Source organism: Streptomyces lacaronensis (assembly GCF_047337785.1).
Classification (GTDB): Bacteria; Actinomycetota; Actinomycetes; order Streptomycetales; family Streptomycetaceae; genus Streptomyces; species Streptomyces lycopersici.
Genome location: NZ_JBLHDK010000003.1, coordinates 7230838 through 7246397 on the forward strand (window position 1 = coordinate 7230838; position 15560 = coordinate 7246397).

General features: G+C 74.4%; 14 protein-coding genes and 1 tRNA gene. 6 read left to right on the plus strand and 9 right to left on the minus strand.

What is annotated here, in order from left to right; translation table 11 throughout:
• Positions 1–264, minus strand: coding sequence for a hypothetical protein (locus ACMTAK_RS31480; protein ID WP_413809295.1), 264 nt, complete (start codon positions 262–264; stop codon positions 1–3).
• Between the two features lie 183 nt (positions 265–447).
• Between ACMTAK_RS31480 and ACMTAK_RS31485 the strand changes: the two genes are divergently transcribed.
• The 5 genes from ACMTAK_RS31485 (at position 448) to ACMTAK_RS31505 (ending at position 6155) form a co-directional block, all read left to right on the plus strand.
• Positions 448–1272, plus strand: coding sequence for an AfsR/SARP family transcriptional regulator (locus ACMTAK_RS31485; RefSeq protein WP_037953152.1), 825 nt, complete (start codon positions 448–450; stop codon positions 1270–1272).
• A 329-nt stretch (positions 1273–1601) separates the two neighbouring features.
• The gene (locus ACMTAK_RS31490; protein WP_413809296.1) at positions 1602–2837 is read left to right on the plus strand and encodes an FAD-dependent monooxygenase; all 1236 of its coding nucleotides are present in this window, start codon (positions 1602–1604) and stop codon (positions 2835–2837) included.
• A 92-nt stretch (positions 2838–2929) separates the two neighbouring features.
• Positions 2930–3880 carry a GlxA family transcriptional regulator gene (locus tag ACMTAK_RS31495; protein ID WP_413809297.1) on the plus strand — a complete coding sequence of 317 codons (951 nt, stop codon included), beginning with the start codon at positions 2930–2932 and terminating at the stop codon, positions 3878–3880.
• Positions 3881–3983: 103 nt separating this feature from the next.
• Positions 3984–4769, plus strand: coding sequence for an SDR family NAD(P)-dependent oxidoreductase (locus ACMTAK_RS31500; protein ID WP_413809298.1), 786 nt, complete (start codon positions 3984–3986; stop codon positions 4767–4769).
• 90 nt (positions 4770–4859) lie between these two features.
• Entirely contained in the window at positions 4860–6155 is a 1296-nt protein-coding gene (locus ACMTAK_RS31505; RefSeq protein WP_413809299.1) for a nucleotide disphospho-sugar-binding domain-containing protein, read from the plus strand.
• 78 nt (positions 6156–6233) lie between these two features.
• Here the strand turns inward: ACMTAK_RS31505 and ACMTAK_RS31510 are convergent.
• From ACMTAK_RS31510 to ACMTAK_RS31540, 7 genes are all read right to left on the minus strand, one after another.
• A tRNA-Lys gene (locus ACMTAK_RS31510) sits at positions 6234–6307 on the minus strand.
• Between the two features lie 56 nt (positions 6308–6363).
• Positions 6364–7035 (minus strand): bifunctional DNA primase/polymerase, encoded by a 672-nt coding sequence (locus ACMTAK_RS31515; protein WP_413809300.1) that lies wholly within the window; start codon positions 7033–7035, stop codon positions 6364–6366.
• Positions 7036–7149: 114 nt separating this feature from the next.
• Positions 7150–7515 (minus strand): hypothetical protein, encoded by a 366-nt coding sequence (locus tag ACMTAK_RS31520; protein WP_413809301.1) that lies wholly within the window; start codon positions 7513–7515, stop codon positions 7150–7152.
• A 301-nt stretch (positions 7516–7816) separates the two neighbouring features.
• Complete coding sequence (locus tag ACMTAK_RS31525; RefSeq protein ID WP_413813050.1) at positions 7817–9199, minus strand: AAA family ATPase; 1383 nt, start codon at positions 9197–9199, stop codon at positions 7817–7819.
• Positions 9199–10914: a hypothetical protein gene (locus ACMTAK_RS31530; protein WP_413809302.1), complete on the minus strand. Its 1716-nt coding sequence runs from the start codon at positions 10912–10914 to the stop codon at positions 9199–9201. The genes ACMTAK_RS31525 and ACMTAK_RS31530 overlap by 1 nt, the downstream gene beginning before the upstream one ends.
• The gene (locus tag ACMTAK_RS31535; RefSeq protein ID WP_413809303.1) at positions 10905–12083 is read right to left on the minus strand and encodes a hypothetical protein; all 1179 of its coding nucleotides are present in this window, start codon (positions 12081–12083) and stop codon (positions 10905–10907) included. Before ACMTAK_RS31535 ends, ACMTAK_RS31530 begins: the two co-directional genes overlap by 10 nt.
• 31 nt (positions 12084–12114) lie before the next feature.
• Complete coding sequence (locus tag ACMTAK_RS31540) at positions 12115–13140, minus strand: phosphatase PAP2 family protein (RefSeq protein ID WP_413809304.1); 1026 nt, start codon at positions 13138–13140, stop codon at positions 12115–12117.
• Positions 13141–13447: 307 nt separating this feature from the next.
• Here ACMTAK_RS31540 and ACMTAK_RS31545 point away from each other — a divergent pair, with 307 nt between their 5' ends.
• Positions 13448–14041 carry a histidine phosphatase family protein gene (locus ACMTAK_RS31545; protein ID WP_413809305.1) on the plus strand — a complete coding sequence of 198 codons (594 nt, stop codon included), beginning with the start codon at positions 13448–13450 and terminating at the stop codon, positions 14039–14041.
• Positions 14042–14086: 45 nt separating this feature from the next.
• Here ACMTAK_RS31545 and ACMTAK_RS31550 read toward each other — a convergent pair whose 3' ends face one another.
• Complete coding sequence (locus ACMTAK_RS31550; RefSeq protein ID WP_413809306.1) at positions 14087–15547, minus strand: tetratricopeptide repeat protein; 1461 nt, start codon at positions 15545–15547, stop codon at positions 14087–14089.
• Between the last annotated feature and the right edge of the window lie 13 nt (positions 15548–15560).

The following is a 15560-nucleotide window of genomic DNA, read 5'->3' on the forward strand; positions in this document are numbered from 1 at the left end:
TCATCCGGCGCCGATGGTGCAGATGCAGATGCCGGGCGCGGGGACGGGCCAGGCGGCGTCGGAGAGATCCTCGATGACCAGGTCGTCGTCCTCGGCGGGCGGACGAGCGGTCCCGGCGGTCTTGGCACCCCCGGCGGCCTTGGCGCGCTCGGTGATCTGGACGGCCCCGGCGACCCCGGCGACCCCGGTGACCTCGGTGTTCTCGGCGGGATGAGCCAGGGCGGCGGGGCTCGTGGGCTCATGTGGGACGGGCGTATCGGTCATCGCGGACTCTCTCATCGCCAGGGGTGTGAATTTGTCATAGTGCGAGGCTCTGGAACTCATATCGCGCTCGTTACTCCGGCACTGGCCGCACAGGCCGCCCACAAGCGAGGCTCTTAGATGCCTCGGTGGCAGGGCCGCGCGGCCAGGAGGCACTTGACGGACCGTTGACGGAGGTACACGACCATGGACATCAAGGTGTTGGGGCCGCTGAGCGTCGAGGCGTGCGGTCAGTCGATCGTGCCCAGCGCGGGCAAGCCGCGCCAGATCCTTGCACTGCTTTCCGTCTACGCCAACCAGATGCTCCCGGTGCCCACTCTTATGGAGGAAATCTGGGGCACGCAGATGCCGCGCAGCGCGCTCACCACTTTGCAGACCTACATCCTTCAGCTGCGCCGCAGGCTGGCCGCGGCCTATGGCCCACAGGCCCCGCAGGCTTCCAAGGACGTGCTCGCCACGCGGTACGGCGGATATGTGCTGGAGGCCCAGCCGGGCGCGGTGGACATCCATGAGTACGACCGGCTGGTGGCCGCGGGTCGGGACGCGCTGGACGCCGGGGACGATGTCCAGGCGTCCCTGCTGCTGCGCGAGGCGCTGGCCGTCTGGCGCGGCCCCGCGCTGGTGGATGTGAAGGTCGGGCCGGTCCTGGAGATCGAGCTGGCCCGTCTGGAGGAGAGCCGGCTCGGCGTCCTGGAGCGCCGTATCGAGGCCGATCTGCGGCTGGGCCGCCATGCCGAGCTGCTCACGGAGCTCACCGAGCTGACCGCCCGTCATCCGCTGCACGAGGGGCTGCACGCCCAGTGCATGGCCGCGCTCTACCGCGCGGGCCGCCCCTGGCAGGCGCTGGAGGTCTACCAGGGGCTGCGGGCCAGACTGGTCGAGGATCTCGGGCTGGAGCCGTCGCCGCGGCTGCAGAAGCTCCAGCAGGCGGTGCTCGCCTCCGACCCGGCGCTCGATCTGGACCTGGACGGCCACTGGCGCCGCCCAGTGCTCGATCTGTTCGCCGCATAGCCCCCGGCCGACGGCCCCCAGCCCACAGCCTCGGCCCAGCCCACAGCCTCGGCCCACAGCCCCCCGCAGAGCAGACCCCCGAGCTCCCCGATACCGCCCCGTTCTCGTCCGGAGTCCCGTAGGTCCCGTACCAGCCGTCCCCGTCCGGTGAACCACCCCCCCCATACGCCCGGCGCCGCCCTTCAGCCGGGCCTGCTACGGCTCCGCTGCCCGATCCCCCCGCGCGGGCAAGCGGAGCCGTAGCGCGTCCAGGGGCTGTCACAGGCGCCCGATGCCCGATGCCCATGGCCTGAAGCCCTGGACCCCGAGCCCGACCAGCAGGAGGCGCGATGATGCGCGAGATCGACACCGATGTGTGCGTGGTCGGCGGCGGCCCGGCCGGTCTGGTGCTGGCGCTGTTGATGCTGCGGTCGGGGGCTCGGGTGACCGTGGTGGAGTGCGCCCGCGCGCATCAGCGCGTGGTCCGCGGCGAAATACTCCAGCCCGGTGCGATGGAGCTGTTGGACGGGCTCGATGTGCTCGCCGGCGCCCGCGCCCGCGGCGCTCATGAGCACCACCGGTTTCTGGTCATCGAGGGCGAGCGGGTACTGCTGGAGGCCGACTACCGGCTGCTTCCGGCCCCGTACGACCACCTGTTGAGCGTGCCGCGCCCCCATCTGCTGGACGAGCTCCTCGCCCGCTGCCGCCGCTCGCCCGGCTTCCGCTATCTGCCCGGACGGCGGGCCGGCGCGCTGCTGCGGCGGGAGGGGCGGATCGCCGGGGTCATCGCCGAAGGCCCGCCGGGCCGCTGTGCCGTACGGGCCCGGGTCGTGGTCGGCGCGGACGGCCGATTCTCGCGGGTCCGGCGGCTGGCGGGCATCGGGGCGGGCCGAGCCGACGCGTTCGCCCAGGACGTGCTGTGGTGCACCCTCATCACACCCCCGGAAGAGCCGCCGGTCCGCGATGTGCGGGTGTACCGCACCGGCGGCGGCCCGGTGCTGGTCTATGGCTCCTGGCCGAACCGGATCCAGATCGGCTGGACCCTGCCACACCGGCGCTACGGCCATATCGCCGCCCTCGGCCCAGACCACGTCAAGGAGCGGCTGATGCGTGCCGTGCCGCGGTACGCCACGCAGATCCGCGATCAGATCCGCACCCCCGCCGACCTCGGTGTGCTCGATGTCTTCTCCGCACGCGCCGAGCGCTGGGTGGCCGACGGGCTGGTGCTGATCGGTGATGCCGCCCACACCCACAGCCCGATCGGCGCCCAGGGCATCAACCTCGCCGTGCAGGACGCGGTGGTGCTGCATCCCCTGCTGGCCCGTGCCCTGGCCGAGGGAGACACCAGCGCCGAGCGGCTGGCGGAGTTCGAGCGGCGGCGCGGGCCCGATATCGCGGCGGTGATGCGGATGCAGACCCTGCAGAGCCGGGCGATCCTCTCGCAGGGCGCGTTCACCACCCGAGTGCGCCCCCACCTTGCGCGGGCGCTGCGTCGTACGCCGCTCTATCGCAAGATCCTCCAGCGCATGGCCTACGGCAACCCCTCGATCCGTATCGCCGACGCCGGGGTGTGCGGCCGCGTATGACACCCCCGAGCGGGATGGCTGGAAACAAGCTCCACACCGACTTCTCGCCACCCGGCATTGGTGCCATGCCCCGTACGGCCTAGGTTGAGGCCATGCACACTGTCGTGATTCTGGCGCTGGACCAGGTCATCCCCTTCGATCTGGCCACCCCGATCGAGGTGTTCACCCGCACCCGGCTGCCGGACGGCCGTGAGCCCTACCGGGTCCGGGTCTGTGCCCCCGCCCCCGCCGTCCACGCCGGAGTGTTCACCCTCCAGGCCCCGTACGGGCTCGAGGCGCTCGCCGAGGCCGACACCATCGTCGTGCCCGGCCGCGGCGACCCCCTGCTCCCGGTCCCCGACGAGGTGATCGAGGCGCTGCGGGACGCGGCCGGGCGCGGCACCCGTATCGCCTCGATCTGCTCCGGGGCCTTCATCCTCGCCGCCACCGGGCTGCTCGACGGACTCCGCGCCACCACGCACTGGCTCGGCGGCGCGCTGCTCGCCGAGCTCCATCCGAAGATCCAGGTCGACCCGGATGTGCTCTATGTGGACAACGGCCAGTTCCTCACCTCGGCGGGCGCCGCGGCCGGGCTCGACCTGTGTCTGCACATCATCCGGCGCGACCATGGTTCCGCCGTGGCCGCCGACGCCGCCCGGCTGTCCGTAATGCCCCTGGAACGGGAGGGCGGACAGGCCCAGTTCATCGTCCACGACCAGCCACCCGTGCCGCGCGGATCGCTGTTCGAACCCCTGCTGCGGTGGATGGAGGACAACGCCGGACGGGACCTCACCCTCAACGAGATCGCCGCCCACGTCGGCATGAGCACCCGCACCCTCAACCGCCGCTTCCGTGAGCACACCGGGACCACCCCGTTGCAGTGGCTGCACCGCGCCCGGATCCGCCAGGCGCAGTATCTGCTGGAGGCCACCACCCACCCCGTCGAACGCATCGCCTCCCAGGTGGGGTTCGGCTCGCCCACCTCCTTCCGTGACCGTTTCAAGCGCGTCGTCGGCACCAGCCCGCACAGCTATCGCTCCGCCTTCCAGCGAAACGCCGGATAGCCGCCGAGCGAGCCCCCGTACGGGGTCGGGCGCGGGTCGAGGCAGGCTCGAGTCACGGCGGCGACCATGGCCTTCTCAATGGGAACGACCGTGAGGAGCGCCCATGTTGGACCTCGGCCTGGAGGGGCGCACGGTCCTGGTCACCGGGGCCACCGGGGCCATCGGCAGCGCCGCCGCACGTGCCTTCGCGGCGCAGGGCGCCCGGGTCGCGCTCGCCTTCCGGCACCGCCGCGAGACCGCCGAGGCGCTGGCCGTCGAGCTGTCCGGACCGGACCGCGGCAGGGCCTTCGCCGTGCCGTACGCCCTGGACGACGCCGCGTCGCCGCGCTGGGTCGTGGCCGCCGTGGAGGAGCACTGGGGCGGGCTGGACGTGCTGGTGGCGGCCGCCCGGCGAAGGGGCACGCGGCGTGAGCCGCACGCCCGGTTCGAGGACGTCCCGGAGGAGCACTGGCGGCCGCTCGTCGCCGACGCGTTCGCGCCCGCGATCCGCACCGTCCAGTGGGCCGTCGCCGGGATGCGCAAGCGCGGCTGGGGCCGGATCGCGCTGGTGGCCCCGCCGCACGCGCCGGAGGGCGACCCGGGCGGGGAGTTCCACGCGGTGGCGCGGGCCGGGCTGCGAGGTCTGGTCCGCGGACTGGTGGACGAGGTGGGCGGGGACGGCGTGCTGATCAACGCCGTGTGCCCCGGGCCCACCCCGCCCGACCGGCCACCGACCTCGCCCGACCGGCCGCCCACCGCTACCGCGGGTCCCACCACGTCCGAGGGCCGCACGACGTCCGAGGGCCCCACGGCCACCTCCGAGGACATCGCCCGCGCTCTCGTCTTCCTGTGCTCGGCGGCAAACGGCGCGATCACCGGCGAGACGCTGACGCTCGCGGGGCGCCGCTGAGCCCGCCGGGGGCGCGAGGGGTCGGCCCGGTGTCATGTCCATCGGCCGGACGGGTCGGTCCGGTCGGCTCGACCTCTGCGGGAGGTGACCGTGCGCGTCCTGTTCACGACCTGGGCTTCGGGTGCCCATCTCGTCCCCATGGTGCCGCTGGCCCGCGCCCTGCTCGAGGCCGGGCACCAGGTACGGGTCGCGGTGCCGTCAGAATGCGCGGCGGCCGTCGCCCGCACCGGCCTGGTGCCGGTGCAGATCGGCGCCCTGCCCCTGGCGGTGGTCAGAGCGCCGGACGTGGCGCGCCGCCCGCGCGGCATCTGGCCCACGGACTGGCCGGTGCGACCCGCCGCGCTCACCCCGGAGCAGCACGGCTTGCTGCGCGCGTGCGGTGACCGGCAGGTGCGGATCGCCGAGGCGATGGCCCAGGGCCTGGTGGCCTTCGCCCGCTGCTGGCAGCCGGAGCTGGTGGTGCACGACGCGGGCGCGTACGCGGGCACGGTGGCCGCGGGGGCGCTGGGCGTGCCCGCGGTCGGCCAGCTGTGGGGGAGCGCGGCCGTCCTGCGGCTGGACCGGCAACGGCTGGAAGGCCCGCCGCTGCCCGGCTACGCCCGGCTGATGCGGCGTTACGGCGCCGATCCGGCGCGCGAGCCCGACCTGTGGCTCGACCCCTGCCCGCCGAGTCTCGCGCTGCCCTCGCGGGCGCGGCGACTGCCGGTGCGCTTCGTGCCGTACGACGGGACGTCGCCGGATGAGGCGCCGTCGCCGTACGAGGGCCGCCGAGCCGGGGCCCACCCCGCGCACCACGAACACCCCGGTCACCCCGTGCACCCTGGACGCCACACCCCCGCGTCGAACGGGCGGCGCGGGCCGGGCGGCGGCCCCAGGCGTTCCGGGCCGGTGCGGGTGTGCGCGGCGTGGGATGACGCCGGTGGCCCGCCCGACGCCGTACGGGCCGCGCTGTGGGCGGCTGAGGCGCGGGGTGTGGAGGTCGTCCGGGTCGGAAGCGCCGCCGAGGGGCGGCCGCCCGCCGGGCCGCTGCACCGGGTGCTGCCGGGCTGCCGGGCCCTGCTCCACCAGGGTGGGGGCGCCGCGGTGCTGGCCGCCGCCATGGCCGGGGTGCCGCAGCTGGTCGTCGCGCCCCGCCTGGAGCACCAGCTGAACGGGGCGCGGCTGGCCCGGGCGGGCGCCGGGACGTATCTGCCCGCCGACGCCCTCGACGCCGCCCGGCCCGGGGCGCGGGCGGTGGGCGCCCGGCTGGCCCTGGATCTGTTCGCGTTGCTGGATCAGCCCTCGTACGCCGCGGCGGCGCACGCCCTGCGCCGGGAGGCGCTCGCGATGCCCGGCCCGGACAAGGCGGTGCGGGCGGTCACCCGGCTCGCGGGTCCGGCGGTGTGAGTTCGCCGTCACGCGCGACCCGTGTCGTCGGACCACGCGAAAGGCCCCCCACCGAGGTGAAGGGCCTTTCACTGTCTGTGCGCCGCCAGGGACTCGAACCCCGGACCCGCTGATTAAGAGTCAGCTGCTCTAACCAACTGAGCTAGCGGCGCCTGCTGACGTAGGAGACCTTAGCACCCGGACGCCACGGAGTGAAAATCGATAAGTTTCAGCCCGGAAAGGCGGCGGGTGCACTGGTCACAGCCATGCTGACAAGATCGCCACCGGCAGTGCGGGCGGCCCTCACACAGGCCCACAGCAGCACTTCGGGGCCGGGCAGCCAGGGGCTGCGGACATCGGGCGCGACCAGCCAGCGCGGCGACGGCATCGGGGCGGACTCCCGGGTTCCGGACTCCGGGGCCCGGGAGTCCGGGGCACCGGGCTTCCCGGCGTCGGCCTCTTGGGGATCGTCCTCCAGGGGCGCCGCCTCCTGCGGCCCGGGGTCCGGCGGGAACAGCGGCGGCACGGTCACCGCGTCGCCGCGGCCGTAGCAGAGCAGCGGGGGAGCGGCCGCGCCCCACTCCTCCCAGCCGAGCAGCGCGGGCAGCCGCTGGGCGGTCCCCGGGGTGGCGAAGAGCATGACCCGGCCGCCCTGGGCCGCGACCGGCCCGGTGCCGGGGCCGTCGGTCCATAACCGGCCCACCACCCGGCGGCCGAAGAGCGCGTCCATGCTGATCACGTCGAACGCCGTGCCGCACGGCAGCGTCACCGGGGCGGTCGGGGCAGTGGCCCACAGAGCCTGCACACCGCGCGGGGAGGCGCTGGCCGAGGCGAGCCAGTCCGCGCCCGCCGGGGTGACGAAGGCGGCGGTGTGAAGTGAGTCCTGCGGCGATCTGCTCATGTTTCCACCTTTACCGTCAGCGATGACGGTGTAGAGAGATGAGACGTAACCGGGACATCGGACGGCGGTATCGGGTATCTTCCGCCCGCATATGCCCCGGGCCCACGCCTGCCGTCAGTCCAGCACCTCGCCGCCCCGCATCAGCTCACGACCGAATTCGACCATCTTCTTGGCGTAGTCCTCGGTCCACTCGGCACGCTCGGCGATCATGGCGGGGGTCAGCCGATCGAACCGCCTCGGGTCGGCGAGCTGCGCGGCCGCCATCGCCTGGAACTCCATGGCCCGGTCCGTCGCCGCGCGGAAGGCCAGCACCAGCTCCGTCGAGCGGGACAGCAGCTCACGCGGGTCTTCGATCGACTCCAGGTCGAAGAAGTGCGCCTCGTCCGACGCGGCGGCAGCCGGTTCGAAGAGCAGGGGCGCGGGCTTCAGCCGCCGGGGCGCGGAGCCGTGTCGGCCGTGAGCCGAATCCGGCTCGGGCATATGATCTCTCCTCCTGGCTCGTGAGACACGTACGGTTCGCGGGTCTTGACGTCTCCATTGTCGCGCGTAGGGCAAGGGCGCCCCCGCCGTACGCCGCCGACCTGGGGTCTCTCCCCACCCCACCGCCCCCTGAACCATGGCCGCATCTCTCACCCCGGTGACGCACCGTACGGCCACCGGGAACGCGTCGCCCTTACGGTCCTCGGCGACACGCTTTTACGCTCACCCGAGCCACGCCCTCACACTCTTACGGCCCGCCGAGCCACGCCCTTACGGTCACCCGAGTCACGCCCTCACGCCCTTACGGTCGCCATGCCACCCGGTGCTCCGACAGGTGGGCCAGCACCGCGTGATTGGCCTCCCAGCCGTCCGGGAACTTCACCGTGACGCCCAGCTGCACCGGCTCCGTGGACGGGTGCTCGTCCAGCAGCTCGGCCACCCCCGCCCGGCACACCACCACACACGCCTGCCGGTGCCGCGACGCCAGCACGCACAGCCGCCCCGTCTCCAGGTGGAAGGCCGTGGCGTCCGGCCGCCCCGACAGCGGGTGGAGCACGACCGTGACGTCGAACTCACGCCCTTGGAGGCGATTGGCGGTGTCGACGGTGACGCCGGAGACCCCGAGCCCCGCCAGCGCCGCCCGGACCGCCGCCGCCTGGTCCCGGTGCGCCGTGCCCACCGCGATCCGGTCCGCGGCGACCGGCTGCGGCTCGTCGGACCGCTCGCTGACCGCCACCGCGCCCCGGTCCAGCAGCCGCCGCACCACCTGGGCCACGGCCGCCACCGCCTCCGGGTCGGTGCGCGGGGTGCGCCGGGCGGGCAGCTCCAGCAGGCCCCAGCCGGACGCTGCGGCCTCGTCCAGCACCCGGTCGGGCCCCGAGCCGTCGGAGGCCACACCGAAGCTCAGCCGCCGCTCGCCGTGGCCGGTGCCGCTGCGGAAGGGCGTGTACGGGTAGAACGCGTGCGAGACCAGCGGCGCGGCCGAGGCCGGGAGCCGCCAGGAGACCGGCAGCCGGTGCTGCGGAAGCCGCGGATTGTGGGCGAGCAGGGTGGTGACCGCGCTCGCCGACGGGTCGTACGAGAGCCCCGCCCACTGGTCGGCGCCCACCACGCTGAACGGGTCCAGCTGCCCGGGGTCGCCCACGAACAGCGCCCGCTCGAACAGCCCGGCGACCGCCAGCAGCGCGTCGGAGCGCATCTGGTACGCCTCGTCCACGATCGCGTGCCGCCAGGGCTCGACGTGTCTGATGTGCGCCCACTTCGCGGCCGTGGAGACCACGATGTCGAGCCCGGCGAGGTCGGCGATCTTCGCGGAGGCGCGGACCGACTCATGACTGTCGAGCACCGGGTCGTACGGATGCGGATCGCTGCTGTGCAGCCGCCCAACCGGGAGGTCGGGGTCCGCCGTGGCCAGCCGGTCCACCAGGTCGTCCACCTGGGCGTTGGTCTGCGCGACGACCATCAGCGGCCGCCCGGCGGCGGCCAGCTCCCGCGCCGCCCGCACCACCAGCGTCGACTTGCCCGCACCGGGCGGGGAGTCCACGACGACGCCACGGTCCGCTCCGTGCAGCGTGTCGTGCAGGATCGCCTCGGTGGCGCGCGCCGCGGCGGCCGACGGGTCGAACGGCTCGCCCGCGCGGGCACGGCCCTGGTGGGCCGCGGCGGCGGCCGGGTCCGCGCCGATCACAGATAGTCCTCCTCGGTCATCGGGTCGGGCTGGGGGCCCTGGGCCGGGGCGGCGGCGTCCGGCGGGCCGCCGTGGGTCCATGGGGTGCTCTCCGCGTCGGGCAGCTCGGGGCCGCCGCGCGGGGCGTGCTCGAACAGCGTCCAGCACACCCGGTCGCCCTTCTCGGGCACCGTGCCCGGCTCGGGCTGCTTGCCCCGGCCCATCCCGCCGGTCAGCCGCACCACCAGTGCGCGGCCCTGGCCGTCCGTGTCGCCCAGGGCGTCCGTGGCGTCCGTGTCGCCCAGGGCGTCCGTATCGCCCGGACCGTCCACGACATCGGCCCCGTGGGCACCGTCGGCCTCGTCGGGCCCTTCGGCACCGTCCAGGTCCGCGAGACCGGCGAACTCCCCGCTCTGTGCCCTGCCGTCGGCCGTGACCCGGTGCAGCTTGACCCGCTCGGCCAGGTGCGGACGGTCCTCGGTGCGGATCGTGACCAGCGGGCGCGGGCGCGGCACCTTCGCGTCCGACCAGGCCATCTCCACATCGATCACCTCGCCGGCGAACGCCTCACCGGCCAGCCGCCGCCCCGCCATGACCAGCGGATCGTCCAGCGCCTCATGGGCGTCCAGCTGGGCCTGCGCGGTCTCGCGCGCGGCGAGCTTCTGCGCCGCCGTCACCGCGTCGTCCAGCTTGGGCTGCGGCGGTTCCCCGGCCCGGACCCGGTCCCGGTGGCCGGTGTAGGACCAGCGGTCCCGCTTCCAGCGGTCGGCCACCCGCGCGCCCTCCGGGAGGGCGCGCAGCAGGTCAACCCCGCGCCACAGCGCGTCCCAGGTGGGCCGCAGCTGTGACTCGATCAGCCCGCGCAGCTCCGCCTCGGCGAGCCGCAGCCGCGCCGCGCCCCCGGCCACGCCCTGTGACGCCTCGGCACGGGCCGCGTCGTAGCGGGACATCGCCGGGGCCAGCAGCTTGTTGTCGAAGGCGGGGTCGGTGGCCGGGCCGGCGGGCGGGCAGCGCAGCCGGCCGTCCTCGTCCCGCTCCGACTCCGCCCGCAGCGCCGCCTCCGCGCCCGGTACGCCCTCCGGGGGGTCGATCCAGGCCAGCAGCGAGCCCAGGTGCTGATCCTCCAGGTTGCTCTGTCCGGTCGCCCAGTGACGGCTCAGCAGCTCGGTGAGCGACAGCAGCAGACAGGAGCCGGGCACCCGCGCCCGCTCCCCGTAGTGGGTCAGCCACCGCCCCAGCAGCGGTACCCGCGCGGGCGCCGGGAAGGGCGTCTCCGGGTCCTGCTCGGCGGTGCGCCGGAACCGCATCGACCGGCCCAGCAGCCGGACGAACGCCACGCCCGCTGCGCTGGGCACCAGCAGCTGCGGCGCGTCCGCACAGAGCTCGACCTGGACCGGCACCTTCTTACCGGTCTCCGGATCGGTCTCCTTGCGCTCCTCCAGCTCGACCTCGTCCCCGTACGAGTCCAGATACGGCTGGATCTCCTCGGCGAGCTCGGCGAGGAACGCGAACCTCAGGTCGCGGTCGCGCGGCTGGGCCACGATCAGCAGCCGCGGCGCGTCCCGGTCGGTGCCCACCAGCGCCCCGAGCGGCGCCCCCGTCTCACCCGCGGTGGTGAGCGGGACGAACGCCAGCGGACGCTCCGACAGATGGCGGTGGCGCACGGTGGTCAGGGGCTGGGCCCGCCCCTCCCGGACCGCCTCCATCCGGGCCAGGGTGGTGATCAGCGACATGCCACCGCCTCGGGGCCGGACGCGAGCTCGGGGCGGGACGCGAGTGCCTCGGCGCGCAGGGCCGCCGCGCGCCGCAGGGCGTCCACGGCGGGGTCACCGGTGGGCGCTTCGCCGGCGGGGCCGTTCATTGCGGCCGTAAGGACGGCGTCCACGGTGGTGAGCCCGCCCAGCTCGCCCCGGACGCCACGGCCCAGCGCCTCGACCTGTCCCGCCGCGCGGGACCGCGTCCGGCAGTGGGCGGCCAGCTCACAGGTGGACAGGCACTCCGGCGCGTACGCCGCGTCGACCGCGTCCACGGCGGCCGTCAGCTCCTCGACCGGCCGGGTCGGGATCCGGCCGTCCTCGGTGAGCCGGAGGTCGAAGGTGGTGCCCTCGGGGAGGGCGGCGGCGATCTCCTCGATCCGGGTCAGCCGGTCCAGCTGCCGCCGGGTGACCGCCAGCTGCTTGCGCACATCGACCAGTTCGGCGGTCGGCAGGTTGGAGAAGTCCTTGGGGCAGACGAGCAGCACCTGATGCCGCACCCGGGCCCGCGCGGGAGCGCGGTCAGCCCTGTTCGCCGCCTCCGCCGCCTCCGCCGCGCCGCCGCCCTCCTCCGGCTCGCCGATCATCGACGCCACCCGCTCCAGCGCCAGCGTGTAGACCGCCGACTGCCGGGCGGCCGCGCCCACCTTGGCCGGGTCGGCGGAGCCGTCCACCATGGGGAAGGACTTGATCTCGATGACCGTCCACGACCCGTCGGGGTGGACCACGACCGCGTCCGGCTCCAGGAAGGCGGGCGAGCCCGCGACGTCCAGGCTCACCATCGGATGGTCCAGCAGCGCCCAGCCCCCCGCCGCCGTGGCCTCCCGCAGCGCGAGCGCCGTACGGGCGGTGCGGCCCTGCGGTCCGGGCGCGGTCAGATCGGGGGTCGCGACGGCGCCGGGGCCGGGCGGCTCCGAGCCGTCGCGCAGCCGCTCGTGCAGCAGCCGGACCAGATCCGCCCCGCCGTCGGCCTTGACCCGGGCCTCGAAGGAGTTGCCGCGCTGATGCGCGAACTGCGACTGCCCGAAGTTCGAGGGAGCCCCCAGGGCCTGCGCCAGCGCGCCCTTGTCGACCCCGGCCCCGTCCAGCAGCGCGCGGCGGCGGCAGCCCGGGTTGGCGGCCAGCGCCGCCAGGGCTCGGGCGTCCATCGGACGGGGAGCGGTGGCCGGGCCGCGCAGCTCAGCGAGCCGCTGCCGGAGCCCCGTCGCCTGCCGTGGAGGCCGCGCCGTCCGTGGCCGTGGCGCCCCGGCCGCCGGTACCGGCACCGGCTCCCCGGCCGCCGTCGTCCGCGGCACCGTCGGTACGTTGCCTGTCCGCGCCCCTGCCCTGCTGTCGGGGGATCCGTTCCCGTTCACGCGCCGAAGTCTCGCACTTGTCACCGACATTCGCGGGCACACCCACGTTTCGGGAGGCGACGGGGGCCTCCTGGACCGGACGCAGGCGGCTGCGCAGGGCCTCCGTGAGCCGCAGCGCCGGGCCCGCCAGCAGCGCCCCGAGCCCCATGGTGGCGACGCCGGCGGCCGCGTCCAGGAAGTAGTGGTTGGCGGTGCCCATCACCACGAGCGTGATCACCAGCGGATAGCCGACCGCGCCGACCTTGGTCCACACCGAGCGTCCGTGCCGCCACAGGGCGACGCCGCACCACAGCGCCCATCCCACATGGAGGCTGGGCATCGCCGCGTACTGGTTGGTCAGCCCACCGAGCCCGCGCGGCGCGCTGGCGTCGCCGCCCCACCAGCCGTACGAGCCGTACTGCGCCATGGTGTCCACGAAGCCGTGGCTCGCGTCCAGGAGCCGCGGCGGGCACGTCGGCAGCAGCGTGAAGCCGATGAGCCCGATGACCGTGGAGACCAGCAGCCAGGTGCGCAGGAAGCGGTAGTCCGACGCCTTACGGCGCTTCCACAGCCACATCAGGATGGCCGGGGTGAGGACGTAGTGCAGCGAGGCGTAGGCGAAGTCCGCCGGTATGCCTATGACGGCGTGGGTCGTGAAGAGGTCGTTCAGCGGCGACTCGAAGTCGATGTTCAGACGCTGTTCGAAATGGAGGATCGCCAGACCGTGATCGACGGCGGTGGACACATCGCCGCGGGCCAGGAGCCGACCGGCCGAGTACGCGGCGTACACCACCGCTATGAGCGGCAGTTCGGTCCACCAACGGGGCCGACTGCCCTGTGCTGCTCCGGCACGGGGCACGGTATAGGGCATTCGGACGCTCTCCAAAGTTCAGCCGGCCAGGAAAAGGCGCGCGGTCAACCGTACGGTGTAGGCGAAGCGACCTACGCACCGCCCCCATCCGCGAGCGCGCCCACTGTCGGGACCCCGGCGGACTCGCGCGCAGCCTGGAAGACGCCAGGAGTGACCCGGAGGTTGCCTGCCGATCACGTGCGCGATGATGGAGGGATGGTGATCGGCCATGTGCCGGTCCCGTGATGTGCACGAAACCGCAGGCAGCGACGTGTAACGGCGCACGGTGGCGCGGCGGTGCGGATCCGGTGAAAGAAGGCACTACCCCATGGCCCCACGCATCCTCCTGGCCCGGCACGGACAGACGCGGTGGTCGCTGATCGGGAAGCACACCGGCCGTACGGACATTCCGCTGCTGGACGAGGGGCGGCGCGGCGCCGAACTGCTCGGCGAGCGGCTGCGCCACGGCCCCTGGGCGGGCCTCCCGGACGTCGAGGTGCGCACCAGCCCGCTGGCGCGGGCGAAGGAGACCTGCGCGCTGGCGGGCTTCGGCGACCGGGCGCGGGAGTGGGACGCGCTCCTGGAGTGGAACTACGGCGCGTACGAGGGGATGACCCCCGCCGAGATCAAGGCCATCCGGCCGGACTGGCTCATCTGGCGCGACGGGGTGCCCGAGGGCGAGTCGATCGCCTCGATCGCCGCGCGGGCCGACGAGGTCGTGGAGTGGGCGCGCTCGGCCGACCGCGATGTGCTGGTCTTCGCGCACGGCCACATCCTGCGGACCCTGGGTGCCCGTTGGCTCGGCCACGACGCCTCCTTCGCCGCTCGTATCCGGCTCGATCCCACGTCCCTGTCGGTGCTCGGCTGGGCGTACGGCGAGCCCGCCATCGAGCGCTGGAACGACACCGGTCATCTCGACTGAACCGGCCATCGCACCGGCCATCCCGATCGAGGGGCCGAACCGGCGTCAGACCGGGCTGGTGAGCCCGGTCGGCTCGGTTCGGGCGGTCGGCTCGGGACGCGCGGTGGCCTCGGGGCGGGCGGCGGCCGTCTCATAGCGGGCGAGGAAGTCCGCGACCGCCGCATCGCGACCGTAAGGACGAAGTATCCGGGCCGTGTCGTCGAGCATCCGGCGGATCCGCGACGACTTCACCTGGTCCAGCAGGCCGAGCGCCCGGCCGGCCGAGGCGGCGGCGGCGTCCGGCGCGCCGCCCGCCACCAGATCGCTCGCCAGCTCCGTGGTGAACAGCGCGATGTTGCGGGTGAAGTGGGGGTTCTGAAGGGCGACCGCGCGCCGCGCGCGCTCCACGGCGCGCTTCCAGTCGCCGAGCGCCGACCAGCACTGTGCCTCCAGCCCCTCCAGTTCGGCCTCCCCGAAGAAGCTCATCCACTCGGGGTCGGCGTCGCAGGGCCCGCGCTCGAACAGCGTCCGGGCGCGCAGCAGCGCGCGCTCGCAGCCGCCCCGGTCGGTCAGCCAGGCGAGCCCCCCGGCCTCGCGCAGCGCGAGCAGCGACAGCAGCCGTGGCGAGGCGAGCCGCTCGGCGACCCGCTGGGCCGCTTGCGCCGCCCTCACGGCCTCGCGGGGGTGTCCGGCGTCGCGGGCGAGGAAGGCGGTGTTGCAGAACGCGTGCGCCTCCAGGGCGGCGTCGCCGGAGACCCGCGCGGTGGCCAGGGCCTCGGCGTAGTGGGACCGCGCGTCGGACAGCCGCCCGGAGTCATGGGCCAGCCAGCCCACCGAGATGGCCAGTTCGCCCGCGCCCGCGAAGAGCCGCTCGGCGATCGAGCGGCTGTAGCCGCCCGCGTCGAGCAGCGCGTAGGCGGCGCTCAGCGGTTTGGCGGTGTGCGCGTAGAGGGGGTCGGCGCCGTGCCGGTCGTCCAGTACCCGGATCCGCCGTACGGCCTCCTCCACGGCGGCGGCCTCGGCCTCGCCCACCCGCCGCCCCGTCCGCCGGGGCGGCGCCCCGGCCCGGGGCGCGGCGGCCACGGCGGCGGCAGCCGCCCCCCCGGCCATGAACGAGCGGCGCAGCAGTTCGCTCTCCTCGAAGACGTCGACGAGCCCCTTGCCCTGGGGCTCGCAGGGCCCGGGGCGCGGGCCGGGGAAAGGGACGGGTACGGGCACGGGTACCGGAGGGTCCACGGGGCCGCGCGCCTGGTGGCCGCGCACCGACTCACGGGAGGCGAAGCCGAGATCCGTAAGGGTGCGGCCGGGGAACATATGGCGGAAGACCCGCTCGTACGCGTAGTTGGGGCAGCGGATCGCCCCCGACTCGACACGGCCGATATAGCGGGCGTCGCAGGAGACCTGCTCGCCGATCTCACGGGCGGCGCGGCGCACGCACGCCGCGAACTCGGAGGGCGAGAGCTGTCCGCGCAGTCGGCGGAACGCGGTGTTCGGCCGGGACGGCGTGGGCTCTGGAAGCGGCGTCATCTGAGCCTCTCCC